Here is a 19,364-nt window from a genome sequence, read left to right on the forward strand (position 1 = left end):
CGCCGAACCGTCGGTCGAATGCGTGTCTCCGATCTCCCGCTGGCGGCGGCGTACGTCGATCACTTCGCGGAGCGGGGGATCCGCGAGCTGTACCCGCCGCAGGCGGCCGCCGTCGACGCCGGCATCTGCGAGGGCGGGAACGTCGTCGCCGCGATCCCGACCGCGTCGGGGAAGACGTTCATCGCCGAGTTGGGGCTGCTGACGGCCGACGGTCCCGGACTGTACGTCTGTCCGCTCCGCGCGCTCGCTCGCGAGAAGTACGAGACGTTCGCGGCGCTCCCCGGCGTCGACGTGGGGATCTCAACCGGCGATTTCGACGCCACCGGGGAGTCGCTCGCCGGAAACGACGTGATCGTCGCCACCGCGGAGAAGGTCGATTCGGCGATCCGCAACGGCGCGTCGTGGGTCGACGAACTCGCCTGCGTCGTCGTCGACGAGGTCCACCTCCTCGGCGCGGAGCGGCGCGGGCCGACGCTGGAGGTCACGCTCGCGACGCTTCGGCGCCGAAACCCCGACGTGCAGGTCATCGCGCTCTCCGCGACCGTCGATAACCCGGAGGCGATAGCCGAGTGGCTAGACGCGGCGCTCGTCGAGTCCGATTGGCGACCCGTCGACCTCCGGACCGGCGTCGCCGTCGGTGACGAAGTCTCGTTCGACGACGGGACCGTGACGACGATCGACGTCCACGCGTCGGCCGGCGGGGACGACGCCGACGGTACAGACGGTGCCAGCGATACCGACTCCGACGGCCCCGACGCCACCGAGGTCACCGCCGCGCTCGTCGCCGACGCCATCGCCGACGGCGGCCAGTGTCTCGCGTTCGTCCGATCGCGGACCGAAGCCGTCGCACTGGCCGAGCGACTCGCGACGGACGAGCTGGCCGAGAAGATGGGAATCGAGGCGGCCTCGTCGGCGGCCGCCGACGAGGCCGCGGCGATCGATGGCACCCTCACCGGAAGCCAACTCGCGGACTGTCTCCGATCGGGCGTCGCGTTCCACCACGCGGGGCTCCGATCGGGCCACCGAGCGGTCGTCGAATCCTCATTCCGCGAGCGCGAGGTCGCCTGCATCTGTGCGACGCCGACGCTCGCCGCCGGTATCAACGTCCCCGCACGCCGAGTCGTCGTTCGCGATCAGAAGCGGTACGCCGGCTCGGCGATGGAGTGGCTCCCGACTCTCGAAGTTCACCAGATGTGCGGGCGAGCGGGGCGGCCGGGGCTCGATCCGCGCGGTGAGGCCGTGCTCGTCGGCGACGAAGACGTCCGCGCGGAACTCGTCGAGCGGTACGTCGAGGGCGAACCCGAGGCCGTCGAGTCGAAGCTGGCCGACCCGTCGGCGCTCCGCACGCACGTCCTCTCGGCGGTCGCGACCGGCTCAGCGGAGACCGAAGCCGAGATCCTCGGCGTCTTCGAGGGGACGTTTTACGCGCGGGCGGCGGGCGCCGGCGGGCTGGCCGACGCGGTCGCGGTCGCCGTCGACGACCTGGTCGCAGCCGGGATGATTCGCCGGGAGACCGGCGGCGTGGCGGACTACCGCCTCGTCGCGACGGCGATCGGCGAGACGACCACGAAGCAGTACGTCAGACCGGAGACCGGCGAGCGGATCGTCGCGGGGCTGCGGACCGCGGCCGAGATGGCCGACGCGACGACGCTCACCGCCTTCGAGGTGATCTGCGACACCCCGGACATGCAAGACACGTATCTCGGAAACGAGGAGCGCGCGGAGATCTATCGATTCGCGCGGGCGAACGCGGGGCGGCTGACGACGTCGATGGGGGACGCGGACGACTTCGAGGCGTGGCTGGAGTCCGTCAAGACCGCGCGGATCCTCGACGAGTGGATCGGCGGCGCCACCGTCGAGACGCTCGTTGACGCCTATCGGATCGGTCCGGGCGACCTCGACTCGCGGATCGAACGGGCGGAGTGGCTGTTGAGCGCGGCGGAGGCGCTCGCGGCGGCGATCGGCGTTGCGGTTCCGGCCGTTTCTCGGGCGCGGTCGCGGCTGTGAGCGGGATGCGGGGCGGAAGAGATGGTCGAGAAGGGGTAAGAAAAGAGAGCGAGGCGGGCGAGAGAGTGTGAGAGAGGGCGGAAGCGGGTGAGACCCGCGGTCAGTCGGCCGGTTCGACGGCGCGGTGGTACGGCGTCCGCGCGATCGTCTGCCGGAGATCGGCGAGCGAGTCGCGCCCGGCCTCTCCGGCGACGGCCATCACGGCGAACACCTCCTGTCGGGAGATCTTCACGCCGCTCTCGGTGAGCGCGTCTTCCGGGCGAGAGCTGAGTTCCCGGAGGGTACCCACCGCGAGCAGGTACGGAACGGTCCACGCCTCCATCGTGTTCCCGTTCGAGAGCGGCATCGTCTCGAGGTACGCCTGCGCGTCGTCGAGGAAGGACCGCGCGTACTCGGCGGTCCGTCCGACGACGCGAGCGGACGACTCGCGGTTCTCCGGATCGACGACGCGCTCCTGATCGACGCCCTCGTCCGCCAGCCACTCGGCCGGGAGGTAGACGTTGTTCTCCTCCGTGAAATCGTCGTACACGTCCTTCGAGACGTTCACGAGCTGGAGCAGGAGCCCGAACTCCTCCGCGGTGTCGCGGAGTCGGTTCGCCCGGTCTTCGGGCAGGTCACCGCGGGTAAGCAGGTTCGTAATGAGGTTGCCGACGGTGCCGGCCGCGTAGTAGCAGTACTGCTCTAACTCGTCGCGGTCGTCGATCCGGAGTCCGCCCTCGGTCGCGTGGCGGTCGACGAACATCGCCATCCCGTCGACCATCTCCAAGACCGGCGGGACGATCGCCGCCTGCGCCTCCGGATCGAGCTCCTCGAACGTCGCGGCGATCGTCGGCGCTTCGGCGACCACTTCCCAGTCGTCGTTGCGATCGGCCGGCTCGGGGAGCCACTCGTCCACGGCGTCGCGGAACGCGAGGATATCGGTATCGTCGTCGGGATCGATCGCGCGCCGGTACGTCCGCAACACGTCGCTTTGCGCCTGTGGAGGGATATGGCCGGCGTCCTCGACCGTGTCGGCGACTCGACAGAGGAGGTATCCAACACAGATCTGTGAGGCCATCGGCTCCTCTAACACGTCGACCGTCAGCGCGAAGGTCCGAGAAACGCCCTGAACCGCCTCGTGACACCACGGGAGGTCGGGCTCGACGGGACCGTATGTTCGTCCGCTCATTCGGTTACCCACACTTACGTCACAACGCATAAAAAGCCTCGTGGAACCGTTGCGGACGGTCGCGCTCGAACGCCGTCGCCGGAATCGCGAGACCCAACGACCGACCCGTGTACAACCGTGTGGAAACGGCTAAGTTTCCGTGCGGAAAGGAGCGGACATGGACTTTACGCTCTCGGCAGAGCAGCGTCAGATCCGCGACACGGTCGCGGAGTTCGTCGACGAGGAAGTCGTTCCCCGGGCCGCGGAGATCGACGAGACGGACGAGTTTCCGGCCGACCTCGTCGCTGAGATGGCCGATCTCGGTCTCATGGGGATGCCGTTCCCGGTCGAGTACGGCGGCGCCGGGCTCGATTACCACAGCTACGCGATCGGGCTCGCCGAGATTTCGCGCGGCTCCGGCGGGCTCGGCACCGTCGTCGCCGCCCACACCTCCCTCGCGGGCAACATGCTGTACGCCTTCGGCGACGACGACCAGAAAGAGCGGTTCCTGACCCCGCTGAACACCGGCGAGGACATCGGCGCGTTCGCGCTCTCTGAGGCGGAGGCCGGCTCGGATGTGCCCGCGATGTCGACCACCGCGAAGCGCGAGGCGGGAAGCGCCTCGGAACGGAGCGGCGTCGCCGCGGAGCGCGAGGGCGACGGCTACGTCGTCAACGGCGGGAAGCTGTGGATCTCGAACGGCTCCGTCGCCGACACCGTCACCCTGTTCGCGAAGACCGACCCCGAGGCGGGCCGCAAGGGGATATCCTCGTTCGTCGTCCGCCCCGAGGAGGACGACGGGTTCATCGTCGAAGGGACGGAGGACAAACTCGGCGACAAGGGATGTCCGACCGCCGAGCTCCGGTTCGACGACATGTGGATACCCGAGGACCGCCGGCTCGGCGAGGAGGGCGAGGGGTTCGTCCACGCGTTGAAAACGCTGAACGGCGGCCGGATCACGATCGCGGCGCGCTCGGTCGGCATCGCCCGGGCGGCGCTCGACGAGGCGAAAGCGTACGCGCAGGAGCGCGAGCAGTTCGACCGCGCCATCGCCGACTTCCAGGCGATCCAGCACAAGCTCGCGGACATGGACACGAAGGTCCGCGCCGCGGAGCTGCTGATGCACGAGGCGGCCGACCTGAAGATGCGCGACGAGGACTTCATCAAGGAGGCCGCACAGGCGAAGCTGTACGCCTCGGAGATCTCTCGAGAGGTCGCCAACGAGGGGATCCAGATCCACGGCGGCTACGGCTACACGAAGGACTTCCCCGCCGAGCGGTTCTACCGCGACGCGAAGCTCTCCGAGATCTACGAGGGGACCAGCGAAGTGCTTCGGAACACGATCGCCCAACGATTGCTCTCCGAGTGACGTCTTCCTCGACGTAAGCGCTGGGGAGGCCCGCGCCGGGGGCGCGAGGCCGGCTGCTATGTTTCGGTTCGGTCGTCGGTGTCGCTGTTTTCGTCGCGGCCGTTCTCGCCGATGCCGTTCTCGCCGGTGCCGTCACCGGCGTCGCCGTCACGGTCCGCCTCGTCGCCAGCGTCGTCGGCGTCGTCGGCGTCGCCGCCGCCATCGTCGGGCGTCCCGGAGCCGGGGTTCGCGACGTCGGCGTCCGACGGGAACCGGTCCACCGCGTACTCGCCGGTGTCGACGCGGTCCGCCGGCTCGGAGTAGTCGCGATCGCTGCCGGAGAAATCGGGTCGCACGACGCCGTCGCCGGAGGCGTCGGGTTCGGCGGCGTCCGCGGTGTTCCGGGTATCCGGGCCGGTCGACTCGAGGTCGTCCGTCGGGCGCTCCTCTCGCTCAGGGTCTCCGGCCGGCGCCGGCGTGTCGAGTTCGCTGTCGACCCACTCGAAGGCGTTTCGACTGTCTCGGTGCTCGGCGACGGCCGTCCGGAGCCGGTCTCGGAGGGTCGTCCGGAGCTCGATCGCCTCGTCGGTGGCGAAATCGACCGCGGCGGCGTCGGCGCCCACGAGCGAGCTCGTCCCGGCGGTATCGGCCACGATCGTCGCCACGCCCCATCGCCGCTGGAAGACGGTTCGGGTGTCGATGACGGTCTGGATCCGGTAGTACGGGACGACGGTGACCGTCCGGCTCCAGAACCCGTTCCGGGTGAGGAAGTGGTCCTCCCCGAGCCAGTACCCGCGGTGTTTCCACTTCAGGTGGGCGGCCGGCGGGACCGCGAGCAGCAGTCCGAACAGCCCGTACCACGGGAGTCCGACGGCGAAGAACCAGTCGACGGCGAACGCGAGCCCGACCAGCACGCCGATGACGAGCGCGTACCGGAAGGCGTAGCGCCACCGGACCCGTTTCGGCGGGCGGCTGAACGTCGGCGCTCCGAACGATTCCACCTCGTGGGCGAGCCGGTAGACGCGGTCCGTGGACGCGATCGGGACCGCGGCTTGGCTCCCCTGACCGCCGCCCTGCCCGGGCGCGTAGCCGGCGGTCTCGATCGAGAGGCTCGCGTAGCCGAGCGCCCGCTTCGCCGGGTTGTCGGATATCGAGAGCGTCTGGATCTTGTCGGTCGGGATCGACCCGCTGTACCGTCGGAAGAGGCCGCGTTCGTACCGGAGCTCGTCGCCGGCCCGCGAGAGCCGGAACCCGTAGTAGTTCGAGAACGCGATTCCGGCGCCGATGACCCACGACGCGAGGAACAGGGCGCCGACGGCGACGACGGCGGTCGCGGTGAGCGCGACCGCGGAGGCGCTCGGCAGGACGCTCGACAGGACCGGCACCGAGCCCGAACTCAAGAACGCGAGCAGGCCGATGAGTCGGCCGTCGAACGACAGCGCACCGACGAGCGCGAGTTCGCCCGAGGAGATCGCGAACAGCTCCTCTTCGGCCGGTCCCGTCGAGTCAGCGCCGGCGGTGGTCGCGGAACGGGCTCCCGAGCCGACGCCGCGCTCGGTGCCGGTTCCCGACGCCGCGCTCGACGCGGCCGACTTCCGCCGCTGCACCTCGCGTTGGATCCGCGTCGCCTCCTCGGGCGCGACGAATCGGATCGACCCCTCGGTGCTCGACCCGCCGGCGGTTTCCAGATCGACCGCCGCGACGCCCAGGGCCCGCTGGATGACGCTTCGGCTCACGTCGACGTTCTGGATCCGACGGTACGGGATCTCCCGCTCGCGCCGCGAGATGACGCCCGAGGAGATGTCGAGGGTGTCCTCGGTCAGTTCGTAGTCGAACCGGCGGTAGTACGCCACCTCGTAGCCGAACGCGACGAGCAGCACCGCGCCGGCGACGCCGACCGCGGCCGGGAGACCCCAGTCGTTGCTGTTCACGATGAAAAAGAGCAGGACGACGATGCCCGCGACCTTCTGAACCGCGCGGTACGGGATCGACTGGGGAGCGAGTTTCACACCGCGTCCTCCCCGTCGGCGCGGATCGACAGTCGCTTCAGCTCCTCGCGGAGGTCGCTCGCACCGTCTGGCGTGAGCCCCGGGATCCGGACGTCCGCGCCGCGAGAGCCGGCCGTGTAGACGACACAGGAGGCGAGTCCGGCGCCGCGCTCGACGGGGCCGCGCCGGGAGTCGACGTGTTGGATCCGGACCAGCGGGACGGTCGTCCGGACCTGCGTGACCACGCCGCGGTCGAGGTACAGCGCGTCCTCTCGGATCTCGTAGCTCCAGCGGCGGTACCGGAGCACGGCGTGTGCCACGCCGAGCGCCAAGAAGGCGGCCGCGGCGAGCACCGGCGCCCACCGGGGGAGGTACTCGAAGTAGAATCCGATGGCGAACGGCACGGACAGCACCGCCGCGACGAGGACCGCACGGAGGATCCACACGATCCGGACGCGGGGATGGAGCGACTGGGCCGTCGAAGCCGGCCCTCCGTCGCGCGTAGGTGTCATACGCCGCTGTTGTCGGCGCCGACGTATAAGTCCGGGCGAAACCGCAGCGCCCGACGACGACATCGCGAGGCCGAGTCGGTGCCCCAGATCGGGCGTTTCGACAGACGGTGAGACCCAGACCCCATCATGAGAGACATTCTCAGCCAATGGCGATAATTGCCGAAACCGATATCACCCAGGGTCAAGTCCGATCGATCATGACGGACGATCCGTTCGAGAACATGCTCGCACAGATGGACCGCGCGAAGGAGTACGCGGACGTGGACGACGGCGTCTTCGAACGGCTCAAACACCCGGAGCGCACGCTGAAGGTCACGCTGCCGGTGGAGTTGGACTCGGGTGAGGTCAAGGTGTTCGAGGGGTACCGCTGTCAGTTCGACAGCGCTCGCGGTCCGTTTAAAGGCGGCGTCCGGTATCACCCGAGCGTCACCCAGCGAGAGGTCGAGGCGCTCGCGGGCTGGATGACGTGGAAGACCGCGCTCGTCGACCTCCCGTACGGGGGCGCGAAGGGTGGCGTCATCTGCGAGCCGAAGGACCTGACACAGAACGACTTAGAGAGCCTCACGCGGCGGTACACCGAGGGGATCCGCCGGATGATCGGCCCCGAGACCGACGTTCCGGCCCCCGACATGAACACGAACTCGCAGACGATGGCGTGGATGATGGACACCTACTCGATGTACGAGGGCCACTCCGTCCCGCAGGTCGTCACCGGGAAGCCGCTGGAGATCGGGGGGACGCCCGGCCGGGTCGAGGCCACCGGCCGCGGCGTCTCCATCGTCACCGAGCGGCTCTTCGAGTACCTCGACCGCGACCTCTCGGGCGCGAGCGTCGCGATCCAGGGCTTCGGTAACGTGGGATCGAACGCGGCGAAACTCCTCGACGAGGCGGGCGCTCGAATCGTCGCAACCTCCGACGTGACCGGCGCCGCCTACGACCCCGAAGGCCTCGACGTCAGCGCGCTCGACGCGCACGTCACCGCCGGCGGGCTCATCGACGAGTACGTTGCCGGCGACCGCCGAGACGTCCCGATCGCGGACGGCGACGGCGACCGCGGCGATGGCTGGTGGGACGCCCCCGAGATGATCTCGAACGAGGAGCTGTTGACGCTCGACGTCGACGTGTTGATACCCGCCGCCGTCGAGGGCGTGATCACCGCCGACAACGTCCGCGAACTGCGCGCGTCCGCGATCGTCGAGGCCGCGAACGGGCCGACGACGGTCGCCGCCGACGAGGTGCTCACGGAGCGCGACGTGCAGGTCGTGCCCGACATCCTCGCGAACGCCGGCGGCGTCATCGTCTCGTACCTCGAGTGGGTCCAGAACGCACAGGAGTTCTCGTGGCCGCTGGAGACGGTGAACGCCGAGTTAGAGCGCCGTATCGGTCGCGCGTTCGACCAGACGATAGAGCAGTACGACGCCAAGGACCTCCCCGACCTCCGGACCGCCGCCTACACGCTCGCGCTGGAACGCACCGCGAGCGCGCACGAGTACCGCGGGCTGTTCCCGTAGGCGGAGTCAGCCAGCCGCTTCCGACCGTCACGCGGCTGCCCGCCGGGCCTCACGCCCGCCGGATGCGATCCGCGCTCACGGCGATCGGCTCTGCGTAGCGAACGATCGGCGCTTCCGTCCGACTCTCGAACCCGTTCGCCTCGAAGAGGGTGTTGACCCGCACGTCGGCGGCCCCCTCGCGCAGCCGCCACGGATCGTGGTCGATCTCGCCGCGGTAGAGCCGCGTCCCGTCGGCGTAAAAACGGTAGTTCTCGACGAGGAAGCTGTCGAGCGAGCCGGAGTCGGCGGTGAACGGCGGCCCGGTCGGCTCGTACGTCGCGTCGAACCGAGCGGACGAGACCCCGGGGTGAGTCCGCCGGCTCACGAACCGGACCGCGTCGTCACCGGCGGGGGCCTCGCCGCGCTCGTGTGTCACCTCCATCGTGGCGCGGTAGTACGGCAACGCGAACAATCGGCGCGCGACGGCGACGCCGACCCGATCGTCCGCGTCGAGGTTGTAGAAGTAGACGCCCGGACCGTCGGGCCCCTCCACGTAGGTGCGGAGGTTGAGTTCCGGGAACGAGAGCCCGAGCGGGACGCCCCGAGGCCGGATATCCGCCATCACGAAGGCGACCACGCTGAGGTACGCGTCGCCGTCGTGAGTGGCGACGGAGACGCCGTCCGGAAGCGTCTCGGCGACGACTGCGGGAGCGACCGGCCAATGGAGAAACAGCGCGTCGCGCCATGTCATCTCCAGCCAGCGATGTCCGAGCATAGCGAAGATAGGGGCGTGGCGGTCAAAACCCGTACGGCCGCGGTGATAGCGTTCCGGGCGTCTACCTGGCGTCTGACCGTTCGCCCGGCCCCCCGCTCTGCTCCGTCGCCTCTCCGTCTCTCGCTTCTTTTTTCTCTCTCGCTTCTTCTCCCCCGCTCGTCCGTTCGGCGGCCTCCTTCCACTCGCCGAGCCCCGACGGGTCGAGGTGGACGTGCACGTCGCCGACGTCGTCCAGCCCGCGGAGACTCTCTACGAGTTCCGTTTCGATGTCGTGGGCGTCCCGCAGCGTCATGCTCCCGTCGACCTCGACGTGGACCTCGACTTCGAGATCGGTCCCGTCGTAGTACACCGTGAGATCGTGGACGCCCTCGACGGCGGGGTGTCGTCGGAGCGCCTCCGTGACGCGGGCCCGGTCTCCGGCGGGCGGCGCCGCGCCGACGAGATACGTGACGTTCTCGCGACCGATCTCGACGCCTTGGTACATGACGAGGACGCTGACGAGCGCTCCGGCGACCGGATCGAGTATCGGGAAGCCGAGGAAGACGCCGAACACGCCCACCAGCGCCGCGATGGTGGTATAAATATCGTTGAGACAGTCCGCGGCGAGCGCCGTGAGCGCGGTCGATCCGAGGCTGGCGTTCACCCGATCGGTGTACCAGTAGAGGAGGTACATGTCGGCCATCGCGAACAGCAGCGCGGCGACGAGGATCGGGCTCGCCGCGACGTCGTGCGGGCCGATCAGACCGGCGACCGATTCGCGGAACAACAGGAGCCCCAAAAGCAGGATCGTCGCGCCGACGAACAGCGCCGTCAGCGGCTCGATCCGCTGGTGGCCGTGGGGGTGGCTCTCGTCGGCGTCGTCGTAACGGGACCCGCCCCACACGAGGACGACTGCGCTGGCGACGAGGTCGGCGACGGAGTGAGCCGCGTCGGCGACCAACGCGACGCTGCCGAACGTCAGCCCCGCCGCGCCCTCGACGACAATCTTCACCGCGTTGCCGAGGACGTTCACCGCTGCGACCCGCTGGAAGCGTCCCTTCTGACCGTCTCCCCACGGGTTCCACATACGTACGGGTCGTCGTGCTCCCTAGTTAAGAACCTCGTCGTTGTCGGCGGTCGATCGGGGCCCAGTTGCAAGGGGCGGTGTCACGAGCTGGAATGAGACGGTGTCGCGAGCTGGAAAGGGGACGGCATCGATACCGGGATTCCGGTTTCGGGCGGCGATAGGCTCCCCGTAACGACTAAGAACGAAACGCTCCTCGGTTACGGTAATGAATCATGAGTTTTTCGCCCGAGGTGGTTCCCGTGGGCGTCGAGATTAAGGAAACGGAGGTGAGCGACGAGGACTTCGAGGAGATGAAGGGGTTTGTGAGGGATTACCTCGCAGCCAGTGTCGAGAGCGAGGAGGACGGCGGGCGGATGCGCTGGTATCCCTGGCATTCCTCGACGTACCGGTTTAACCACATCCTCAACGTCGTCGATCTAGCGACCGAGATCGCCGAGGCCGAGGGCGCCGACGTCGACGTCGTCCGGGTGGCCGCGGTGTTCCACGACGTCGCCAAACTGGAGGCCGAACAGGACGTTCACGCCGAGGCCGGTGCGCGCGTCGCCCGCGAGTACCTCCAGAGCCGCGGCACGTACCCTGACTCGTTCATCGAAGAGGTGTGCGGGGCGGTCGTCGACCACTCGTATACCGGTGACCTCGACGACGTCCCCTTGGAGAGCCGCTGTCTGATCGAAGCCGACGTGCTCGACAAGGTGGGCGCGAACGGGGCCGTGTTGATGCTGCTGCGCATGGGGTACGAGTCGCGCACCCACATGGACGCCGCGAAGATGGTCGATCGGGTGCTCCAGCGCGCGCAAGACCACACCGATCGCGTGGTCTCCGACCGCGCTCAGAGCATCGCATACCAGCGGATCAAGCGCGTGAGGTGGCTGCGCGAGTGGCTCGAAGAGGAAGTCACGCGGATGGAAGTCGGCGAGCGCGACGCCGACCGCTGATCCGAGGGTCGGTCGTTCGACCGCCCCGCGCTCACCGGGCCCTCTTCGGAACGGATTCGATCGGACGCTACGCGGAGCCGCCGCTCTCGACCCGCGGAAGCGCCGTCTGTAGGTAGCGATCGATCCCCGCACGCGACGGAGCGACCCAGTCGCGGTCGGCCGTCGTCGCCCAGCGGAGCATCCCGCCGGTCGCGAACGTCTGGAGCGTCGCAGCGACTTCCTCGGCGTCGAGCGATTCCGTAGCCTCGCGGTCGGCCGTGGCGTCGAGCGATTCCGTAGCCTCGCGGTCGGTCGCCGCGTCGCGCACCGCCGCTTCGAGGAACGCGCCGAACACGCGGTCGCTACGATCGAAGTGGTCGCGGTAGGCGTCGTCGGTGGCGGCCTGCGCCCGGAGTTCGACGATCGCGGTCATGAATCGGCCGTCCGGCGCGTGCGCGTCGTCGACGGACTCGGGGTCTAGCGTCGCCGAAATGTACGCGTCGATCCGGTCGCGGGGCGACAGGTCGAAGGCGCCCGACGAGATGGAGGCCTCGAACCCGTCGAGGAGAAACTCGAGGAGGTCGACCAGTAGTTCGTCTTTACCGTCGTAATGGTGGTAGACGAGCGAGGGGCTCTTATCGAACTCCTCGCCGATCCGACTGATCGTGAGGTCCGCGTACCCGTGCGCACAGAGCGCGCGAAACGCCGCCCCGAGGATCGCCTCTCGGGTGTCGGCAGGCTCGGCGAACGGGTCGTCCATACACGACCTACCGGCGCCGAGTATATAGTGATCTTGATTGAACGTTCATTCAACACGCTTATGTCGAGAGCCTCCGACACGAACGTATGACTCGATGCGACCCGTTCGGTGGCCGATTGACGGCGCGTGGAGCCGACGCGTCCGGTAGCTTCCCTCTCGGAGGGGCGGTATGACTCGGGGGCGACCGATCCGCTCGATCGCGCTCGCAGTTGTGGTTGCCGTCGCGCTCGTGGCCGGCGCCGCGTTCGCCGGCGCCGCCGCGCCGATTTCGGACAGCTTACCGGCCGACGGTCAGGCGTCGGTGGCGGGGGCCCCGGGCGACGGCGGCCTCGTCGCACAGACTAACGGATCGGACACCCAAGTCCGCGGGTCGCCCGACCTCGACGTGTTCCTCTCGCAGTCGACGGTCCCGTCGGGAGAGGAGTCCACGATTACGGTCGACCTACTCAACACGGGCGAGATGGATCTGGGGAACCAACTCGACCCGCGCGTGACGACCGCACGGAGCCTCAGACTCGAGGCTGACGCCGCCGACACGCCCCTCGACGTGACGACCGACGAAGTGGCCGTCGGCGACGTTCCGACCGGGACCCCCACCTCCGTCCCGCTCACTATCGCCGTTCCCGACGACGTCGAGGACGGCGAGTACGATATCGAGGTAACGGCGCGATACCGATACACGCGGACGATCGTCTCCGACCAGAACAACCACTACGACTCCAGCGGGACCGATACCTTCGACGTCACCGTCGTCGTCGACGACGGGGCCCGGTTCGCGATCCTCGACACCGACACCGACGCGCAGGTCGGCGGCGACGGCGAGGTGACCGTCACGATGGAACACGTCGGCGACGAGATCGCCCGCGACGCGGTCGTCACCGGAACCACGACGGGAACCGGAGCGACCATCGGTGCCGACGGCAGCGGCGAGGCGTTCGTCGGCGACTGGGAGCCCGGCGAGAACCGGACCGTGACCTTCGACTCGACGGTCTCTCCCGAGTTCGCCGGCGGGGCGTACGCGCTGTCGACGTCCGTCGACTACCGAGACCGCGACGGCGTGGAGTCCACGTCCCCGTCCTCACGCGCGGGCGTGGTCCCCGTGTCCGAGCAGTCGTTCGCGCTGGACGACGTGACCGGGACCCTCGAAGTCGGGTACTCGGGGACCGTGAGCGGAACGCTCACCAACGAGGGACCGCTCGACGTCGACGACGCGGTGTTGATCGCCGATTCGGGGAGCAACCGGGTGAGCCTCGGTGAGAGCCGGTACGCGTTACCCGAGGTTCCGGCCGGCGAATCAGTCGAGTTCTCCTTTGACGCGGACGTGAGCGGGAACGCCGATCCCGGACCGCGACAGTTCAGTTTCACGACCGAGTACACGAGCGGTGACGCGACCGTCGCAGTCGACGACACGCGTCGCGTCGAGGTCGCCCCGCGGCGGCCCGAGTTTGACCTCGACGTCGCCAACGCCACCGTTCCGGCCGGTGAGACGCGACGGATCTCCGTCGAGATTACCAACCAGCGACCCGAGACGCTGTCGTCGATCAACGCGGGACTGTACGCCGACAGCCCGCTCTCGGCGGCCAACGACGAGGCGTTCGTCGACGAGCTGGCGCCCGGGGAGTCCGCGGAGATCTGGTTCGAGGTGAGCGCCGCCTCCGACGCGTCCGTGGAGACGCACCCGATCGAACTCGACTTCCGCTACGACGACGAGCGCGGTAACGACCGCATCTCCGACGTCGAGCAGGTCCCCGTCGAGGTGACCGAAGCGACCGACGACGGCGGGCTGCCGCTGGCCGCGATCGCTGTCGCCCTGCTCGTCGTCGTCGCCGGCGCGGGCGCCGTCGTGTGGTACCGGCGACAGTGATCGAATGAGCGACCAGTCGTCCGAACGACCGACGCGAGATCGCACCGCGCCGCGAGCGACGGCCGCCGAGCGCACCGACTACCGGGGGCGACCGTGACGGCGGTCGACCGATTGATCGAGCGGGTCGACGAACTCGTCACCGATCGACCGATGGCGGTGATCGTCGCCTTTCTCGTCGTCAGCCTCGTCGCCGCCGGCGGGCTCGCGGGAATCACCACGAGCGCCGGCGCCGACCAGTTCACTCAGGACATTCCGGCCCAGCAGGCGTTAGACGACATCGACGAGGAGTTCGAGTCGTCGATCGGCGGCTCCGCGACCTCCGCGCAGGTGATCGTCTCCGACGACAACGTGCTCTCCCGCGGGGCGCTGGTTCGGATCTTAGAGACGCAACACCGGTTGGAGTCGCGCTCGACGCTCCGGGTGAGCTCGACGTCGAGCCACGCCGACGCGATCGCCCGACAGATCGATCCGACCGCCGAGACGGCCGGCGAGCGGCGCGACGCCGTCGCGGAGGCGACGCCGAGCGAGCTGCGGGCGGCGATCGCCGCCGCCGACGAGTCGGGCGCGGTCGCCCCCCAGGTGTCGGTCGACTACAACCCGACCGCCCAGCAAGCGGGCGCGTCCATCGTCGGGATCACCTACGACGTGCCCGATGCGGCCACGACCGCGCGGGTGACGGAGCTCCAGACTCGCAGCGTCGAAGTCGTCGACACCGTGCCGGGCAACGACGCCGGCGAGAACGCGATCCTGTTCGGCGACGGCGTGTTGCAGTCGGAGATCACGGCGCTGCTGACCGACACGGCGATCATCGTGTTCCCGGCCGCGCTCATCTTGATCCTCGTGTTCCTCGTGTTCGCGTATCGCGACCCCATCGACATGGGGATCGGTCTCTCCGCGCTCCTGTTGTCGCTGCTCTGGACGTTCGGATTCATGGGATACGCCGGGATTCCGTTCTCTGACTCCCTCATCACCGTATTTCCGTTGCTGCTCGCGGTCGGGATCGACTTCGGGATCCACATCGTGAACCGCTACCGCGAGGAGCGGGGCGAGGGGCGCGGGATCACGGACGCGATGCGGACGACGACCGACCAGCTGCTCATCGCGTTCCTCCTCGTGACGATCACGACGGTGTTCGGGCTCGTCTCGAACGTGGCGAGCCCCTTCGAGCCGAACCGGGACTTCGGGATCGTCGCCGCCGCCGGGATCGTTTTCACGCTGGTGATCTTCGGGATCTACCTCCCGGCGGCGAAGGTGCTCGTCGACCGGTGGCGCGAGCGGCTCCCGATCCCGGAGTTCGGCACGAGTCCGCTGGGGATGGGCGGCTCCCGGCTGGGAACGCTGCTCCACGTCGGCGTCGACCTCTCGCGGATCGCCCCCGTGGTCGTCGTGGCGGTCGTGCTGATCGGCGGCGCCGCCGGCGGCGCGTACGGGACGGGCGTGAACACCGAGTTCTCCGAGGAGGCGTTCTTCCCCGACGAGGACCGGTTAGAGACGTACTCGAACCTGCCGGAGCCGTTCGCGCCGGCGGAGTACACGTTCTTAGACGTGCTCACGCTGTTCGAAGAGGAGTTCGAACAGGACTTCGTCGGCTCCGTGACGCTGTACGTCGATCAGTCCGTGCGGGACGACGACGCCTTAGAGCTGATCGACCGGACCACGCGGAACCCGCCGGACACCTTCGAAACCACGGACGAGCGCCGTGCTGCCTCCACTAGCGTCGTGACGGTTATCGACGACCACGCGGCGACCGACCCGGAGTTCCGCGAGGTCGTGGAGCGGAACGACCGGCTCGGGACTGGCGTGCCCGACCGCAACGTCGACGAGGTGTACGACGCCTTGCTCGATTCGTCCGCGGAGGGGCAGGCCCGCGGCTACATCGCGGAGGACCGGGGGAGCGCCCGGATCGACTACACGATACGGCCGGGCGTCGACAACTCCGAGGCGGTGGCCGACGTTCGGGCGCTCGCCGAGCGCACGCCGCTCGAAGCGGTTCCGACCGGCGACCTCGTGGTCAACGAGGCCGTCATCGATCGGCTCACCGACTCCGCGATTCGGAGCCTGCTCGTCGCGTTCGCCCTCACGGCGGTCTTTCTCGCGGTGTCGTACGCCTACCTAGAGGGGAAAGCGGTGTACGGGCTGCTCAACCTCGTCCCCGTCCTCGTGACCGTCGGGCTGCTCGTCGGGACGATGCGGCTGCTCGACATCCCGCTGACGCCGATCAACGCGCCCATCCTCTCCGTGTCGATCGGGCTCGGCGTCGACTACACGGTCCACTTCGTCCACCGGTTCGTCGACGAGTTCAAGGCGGGTCACTCGATCGACGAGGCGCTCGACATCACTATCGCCGGGACCGGCGGGGCGCTCACCGGGAGCATGCTCACCACGGTCACCGGCCTTGGTGTGCTGTGGCTCGCGGTGATCCCGTTGCTGCGCGACTTCGGCGTGTTGCTCGCGCTCGGCGTGCTGTACGCGTACCTGGCCTCGATACTACTCGTCCCGTCGCTCGTCGTCGTGTGGGACCGGTACGGCGACCGCGTCGGACTCGGCCTCGACGGCAACCTCCGCGGGTCCGCGAGCGACCGGACGCAGTAACGCAGTGTGGGTCGGGTGCCGACCGATCGCGATCGATCGAGCTCAGTCGTCGGACGGCTCCCCGACCGCTCTCTCACCGACCGCGGCGTCGCTCGGCGCGTCCTCGTCGACCGCCCGCGCCGACTGGACCTTTCCGGCGAGTACCATGAGGATGTACACCGCGACGGCGACGAGCACGATCGTTCCGCCGGCGGTCGCCTCGTAGTGGTACGACAGCGTGATCCCGACGAGCACGGCGAGTTCGGCGAGCAGGACCGACGCCAACAGCGCCTCCCGGAAGCCGCGAGCGACCTGCGCCGCGGCCGCGACGGGGACGACGAGCATCGCCGCGACGAGGATGACGCCCATGATCTGCATCGCGCCGACGACGACGAGCGCCGTCAGCGTCGTCATCAGACGGTTGTACCACGGGACGTTGATACCGGCCACGCGGGCGGCCGTCTCGTCGAAGGTCACGTACAGCAGCTGTTTGTACGTCACCGTCACGACGAGCGAGACGATCGCGAAGAGCACCACGAGGAGGACCGCGTTCTCCCGGGAGACCGTCGCGAGGTTCCCGAAGAGGTACTGGTTGATCCCGACCGCAAGCCCGCCGGTGTTGATGCTGATGAGGACCGCTCCGAGCGCGAAGCCGGTCGAGAGCACGATCGCCATCGAGACGTCGTTGTACGCGTCGGTGGTCTCGGATATCAGCTCGATCGCGAGCGCGGCGAGCACGGCGACGACGATCGCCGTGACGTACGGGGAGATGCCGGTGCCGAGAAGGGAGTTGACGAACAGCCCGACGGCGACGCCCGCGAACGCGGTGTGCGCGAGCGCGTCGCCGATGAGCGCGAGTTGCCGGTGAACGAGGAACGTCCCGATGAGCGGCGCCATCACCGCGATGAGCGCGCCGACGAGGAACGCGTGGTGCATGAACACGTAGTCCAACATGCCGATCCCGAGCGTCTCGCCGACCCACCCGAGCCCGTCGCTCCAGCGGCCGACCAGCCAGTCGAGCAGGTCGTAGGGGGCGCCGAGGAGCGGCACCGCCGCGGATCCGGCGGAGCCGTTCATGTGACGATCCCCCCCGCTTCCCGCCGAATGTTCGTCCCGTACGCGCGATCGAGCGCGTCGCTCTCGGCGAACGCGACCGGCGGCCCGTCGAAGTACACCTCCCGGTTGAGACAGACGACCCGCGCGGTCCGTTCGATGACGGCGCCGATGTCGTGTTCGACCAACAGCACCGTCAGCCCGTCGGCGACGAGGTCGTCGAGCAGGTCGAAGAACGCGTCGACCGACTCGGCGTCGACGCCGACCGTCGGTTCGTCGAGGACGAGCAGCTCCGCCTCGCCGGCGAGCGCCCGCGCGATGTAGGTCCGCTGGCGCTGACCGCCCGAGAGGGCGGTGATGCGTCGGTCCGCGAGGTGCTCGATCCCGACCGTCCGCAGCGCCTCCCGGGCGCGGTCGCGGTCGGCCTGCGTCACGCGTCCGAAGCCGGCGTGCGGGAACCGACCCATGAGGACGACTTCGGCGACCGTGATCGGCATCCGTTTCTCGTCTTTCGTCACGTCTTGGGCGACGTAGCCGACGCGTTCACGTTCCGCGAACTCGCGAGCGGGGTGTCCGAGCAGCTCGACGCTCCCCGAATCCGGCTCGTGGAGCCCCAACAGCAGCCGGAGCAGCGTGCTCTTTCCAGAGCCGTTCGGGCCGATGATCCCGACGTACTCGCCGCGGTCGACCCGCAGGTCCACGTCGTCGACGACCGGCGCCGCGGTGTACCCGAACGTCAGCCCTCGGGCGTCGATGAGGGGGCCGTCGTCGTTGTCGCCGGTTGCAGATTCTCCGTTCATGGCTCGAAGTTCCGGCCGTAGTCGACGAAGTCGACCTCGTCGGGGTCGGCGACCCCGAGCAGGATCCGGAAGGTGGGGAGGTTCACCTCGCGAGCGATGTCGAAGTACCCCCATCCCCGCTCGACCCACGACTCCGCGGTGCCGGCGTACGGCGTGACCGGGTAGTACGCCTCCACGTCGGTCTGTTCGAGGAGCTGTCTCGCCGAGCGGATGGGCTCGAACACGGCCGCGCCGATGTGGCGAATGTCGTTGTCGGCGATCGTCTCCTGTGCCCGGCGCATGTCTGCCGGCCTGACGTCGCCGTTCGCCGCGAGGTTCACGACCAGCGGTTCGATCGTCGCGCCGTATCGGGCGGCGACGTACGCGAAGGCGTTGTGCGCGGCGAGGAAGGCCACGTCGCGCTCGGCCGCGTCGAAGACGGCCTGCCACTCGGCGTCGAGCGCGTCGAGCTCCGCATCGAGATCAGCCGCGTTCCCCCGGATGACGTCCTCGCTGTCCGGGTCGACCGCGGCCAACCCGTCCGCGAGGTTCTGGACCGCACCCTTCGCGCGCTGGGGATCGAGCCAGAAGTGCGGGTCCTTCGCGCCCTCGACGGCTTCCTCCTCGGTCAGTGTGTCGGCGAGGGGGATGAGGTCGATGCCCTCTCGAACGTTGATGAGGCGCGTCTCGCTCGTCTCGGCCGCGACCGTGTCGATCGCCCGGTCGGCCCACGGCTGGAAGTCGGGACCGACGTGGACGAACGCGTCGGCGTCGGTGATCCGGCGCTGGATCGACGGGTCGGGCTCCCAGCCGTGGCCGTGGAGTCCGGTCGGCACGAGGTTCTCGACGGTGATGTCCGCCCCCTCGGCGAGCGTGTCGGCGAAGTCGTAGAAGGTGAAAAACGACGCCACCACGGTGTGCTCGGCGTCGTTCGCGCCGTCACCGCTGTCGGCCGCGTTCCCGGCGCAGCCGGCGAGTCCGGCCGCGAGTGCCCCGCCGCCGAGCGCGGCAAACCGGCGACGAGAGAGGCTTGACTGCCCGTTCTTGTCGGTGTGCATTGAGCGTTCGTTCGCGACACACACATAATACG

Annotated in this window: 15 protein-coding genes; 6 read left to right on the forward strand and 9 right to left on the reverse strand. The window is 68.9% G+C overall.

Translation table 11 applies throughout. From position 1 onward, the window contains the following. The first annotated feature begins 18 nt into the window (after positions 1–18). On the forward strand, positions 19–2,007 hold the full coding sequence (locus tag C461_RS04705; RefSeq protein WP_007999098.1) for a DEAD/DEAH box helicase: 1,989 nt from the start codon (positions 19–21) through the stop codon (positions 2,005–2,007). A gap of 100 nt (positions 2,008–2,107) precedes the next feature. On the opposite strand, the gene C461_RS04710 is transcribed toward C461_RS04705, so the two are convergent. After that, positions 2,108–3,175, reverse strand: coding sequence for a phytoene/squalene synthase family protein (locus C461_RS04710; RefSeq protein WP_007999099.1), 1,068 nt, complete (start codon positions 3,173–3,175; stop codon positions 2,108–2,110). A gap of 157 nt (positions 3,176–3,332) precedes the next feature. Between C461_RS04710 and C461_RS04715 the strand changes: the two genes are divergently transcribed. Continuing rightward, positions 3,333–4,523 (forward strand): acyl-CoA dehydrogenase family protein, encoded by a 1,191-nt coding sequence (locus tag C461_RS04715; RefSeq protein ID WP_007999101.1) that lies wholly within the window; start codon positions 3,333–3,335, stop codon positions 4,521–4,523. A 56-nt stretch (positions 4,524–4,579) separates the two neighbouring features. On the opposite strand, the gene C461_RS04720 is transcribed toward C461_RS04715, so the two are convergent. Both C461_RS04720 and C461_RS04725 read right to left on the reverse strand, forming a co-directional pair. Further along, the gene (locus C461_RS04720; protein ID WP_007999103.1) at positions 4,580–6,511 is read right to left on the reverse strand and encodes a PH domain-containing protein; all 1,932 of its coding nucleotides are present in this window, start codon (positions 6,509–6,511) and stop codon (positions 4,580–4,582) included. Continuing rightward, entirely contained in the window at positions 6,508–7,002 is a 495-nt protein-coding gene (locus tag C461_RS04725) for a PH domain-containing protein (RefSeq protein WP_049906309.1), read from the reverse strand. Before C461_RS04725 ends, C461_RS04720 begins: the two co-directional genes overlap by 4 nt. Before the next feature lie 197 nt (positions 7,003–7,199). Between C461_RS04725 and C461_RS04730 the strand changes: the two genes are divergently transcribed. Then, on the forward strand, positions 7,200–8,513 hold the full coding sequence (locus C461_RS04730) for a Glu/Leu/Phe/Val family dehydrogenase (protein ID WP_007999107.1): 1,314 nt from the start codon (positions 7,200–7,202) through the stop codon (positions 8,511–8,513). 49 nt (positions 8,514–8,562) lie between these two features. Here the strand turns inward: C461_RS04730 and C461_RS04735 are convergent, their stop codons facing one another. Both C461_RS04735 and C461_RS04740 read right to left on the reverse strand, forming a co-directional pair. Next, complete coding sequence (locus C461_RS04735) at positions 8,563–9,267, reverse strand: YqjF family protein (RefSeq protein ID WP_007999109.1); 705 nt, start codon at positions 9,265–9,267, stop codon at positions 8,563–8,565. Positions 9,268–9,328: 61 nt separating this feature from the next. Next, positions 9,329–10,333: a cation diffusion facilitator family transporter gene (locus C461_RS04740; protein WP_007999111.1), complete on the reverse strand. Its 1,005-nt coding sequence runs from the start codon at positions 10,331–10,333 to the stop codon at positions 9,329–9,331. Between the two features lie 230 nt (positions 10,334–10,563). On the opposite strand from C461_RS04740, the gene C461_RS04745 reads away from it, so the two are divergent. Beyond that, positions 10,564–11,268, forward strand: a complete 705-nt coding sequence (locus C461_RS04745) for an HD domain-containing protein (protein WP_007999113.1) — start codon at positions 10,564–10,566, stop codon at positions 11,266–11,268. Between the two features lie 67 nt (positions 11,269–11,335). On the opposite strand, the gene C461_RS04750 is transcribed toward C461_RS04745, so the two are convergent. After that, the gene (locus C461_RS04750) at positions 11,336–12,007 is read right to left on the reverse strand and encodes a TetR/AcrR family transcriptional regulator (RefSeq protein ID WP_007999115.1); all 672 of its coding nucleotides are present in this window, start codon (positions 12,005–12,007) and stop codon (positions 11,336–11,338) included. 169 nt (positions 12,008–12,176) lie between these two features. On the opposite strand from C461_RS04750, the gene C461_RS04755 reads away from it, so the two are divergent. Then, positions 12,177–13,871, forward strand: a complete 1,695-nt coding sequence (locus C461_RS04755) for a COG1361 S-layer family protein (RefSeq protein WP_049906311.1) — start codon at positions 12,177–12,179, stop codon at positions 13,869–13,871. 93 nt (positions 13,872–13,964) lie between these two features. After that, on the forward strand, positions 13,965–16,463 hold the full coding sequence (locus C461_RS04760) for an efflux RND transporter permease subunit (protein ID WP_007999119.1): 2,499 nt from the start codon (positions 13,965–13,967) through the stop codon (positions 16,461–16,463). Between the two features lie 42 nt (positions 16,464–16,505). Here the strand turns inward: C461_RS04760 and C461_RS04765 are convergent, their stop codons facing one another. From C461_RS04765 to C461_RS04775, 3 genes are read right to left on the reverse strand one after another with little or no spacing between them, the layout of a single operon-like run. After that, positions 16,506–17,519 carry a metal ABC transporter permease gene (locus C461_RS04765; protein ID WP_007999122.1) on the reverse strand — a complete coding sequence of 338 codons (1,014 nt, stop codon included), beginning with the start codon at positions 17,517–17,519 and terminating at the stop codon, positions 16,506–16,508. Continuing rightward, positions 17,516–18,295: a metal ABC transporter ATP-binding protein gene (locus C461_RS04770; RefSeq protein WP_007999124.1), complete on the reverse strand. Its 780-nt coding sequence runs from the start codon at positions 18,293–18,295 to the stop codon at positions 17,516–17,518. Before C461_RS04770 ends, C461_RS04765 begins: the two co-directional genes overlap by 4 nt. Further along, the gene (locus C461_RS04775) at positions 18,292–19,332 is read right to left on the reverse strand and encodes a metal ABC transporter substrate-binding protein (protein ID WP_007999127.1); all 1,041 of its coding nucleotides are present in this window, start codon (positions 19,330–19,332) and stop codon (positions 18,292–18,294) included. Before C461_RS04775 ends, C461_RS04770 begins: the two co-directional genes overlap by 4 nt. Between the last annotated feature and the right edge of the window lie 32 nt (positions 19,333–19,364).

The organism is Halorubrum aidingense JCM 13560 (genome assembly GCF_000336995.1).
GTDB classification, from domain to species: Archaea; Halobacteriota; Halobacteria; order Halobacteriales; family Haloferacaceae; genus Halorubrum; species Halorubrum aidingense.

What these genes read in the sequence shown, in the direction of transcription:
- C461_RS04750 (WP_007999115.1), bottom strand. Translation starts at nt 12,007, where the DNA reads ATGGACGACCCGTTCGCCGAGCCTGCCGACACCCGAGAGGCGATCCTC.
- C461_RS04735 (WP_007999109.1), bottom strand. Translation starts at nt 9,267, where the DNA reads ATGCTCGGACATCGCTGGCTGGAGATGACATGGCGCGACGCGCTGTTT.
- C461_RS04755 (WP_049906311.1), top strand. Translation starts at nt 12,177, where the DNA reads ATGACTCGGGGGCGACCGATCCGCTCGATCGCGCTCGCAGTTGTGGTT.
- C461_RS04710 (WP_007999099.1), bottom strand. Translation starts at nt 3,175, where the DNA reads ATGAGCGGACGAACATACGGTCCCGTCGAGCCCGACCTCCCGTGGTGT.
- C461_RS04775 (WP_007999127.1), bottom strand. Translation starts at nt 19,332, where the DNA reads ATGCACACCGACAAGAACGGGCAGTCAAGCCTCTCTCGTCGCCGGTTT.
- C461_RS04740 (WP_007999111.1), bottom strand. Translation starts at nt 10,333, where the DNA reads ATGTGGAACCCGTGGGGAGACGGTCAGAAGGGACGCTTCCAGCGGGTC.
- C461_RS04705 (WP_007999098.1), top strand. Translation starts at nt 19, where the DNA reads ATGCGTGTCTCCGATCTCCCGCTGGCGGCGGCGTACGTCGATCACTTC.
- C461_RS04715 (WP_007999101.1), top strand. Translation starts at nt 3,333, where the DNA reads ATGGACTTTACGCTCTCGGCAGAGCAGCGTCAGATCCGCGACACGGTC.
- C461_RS04725 (WP_049906309.1), bottom strand. Translation starts at nt 7,002, where the DNA reads ATGACACCTACGCGCGACGGAGGGCCGGCTTCGACGGCCCAGTCGCTC.
- C461_RS04730 (WP_007999107.1), top strand. Translation starts at nt 7,200, where the DNA reads ATGACGGACGATCCGTTCGAGAACATGCTCGCACAGATGGACCGCGCG.
- C461_RS04770 (WP_007999124.1), bottom strand. Translation starts at nt 18,295, where the DNA reads ATGAACGGAGAATCTGCAACCGGCGACAACGACGACGGCCCCCTCATC.
- C461_RS04765 (WP_007999122.1), bottom strand. Translation starts at nt 17,519, where the DNA reads ATGAACGGCTCCGCCGGATCCGCGGCGGTGCCGCTCCTCGGCGCCCCC.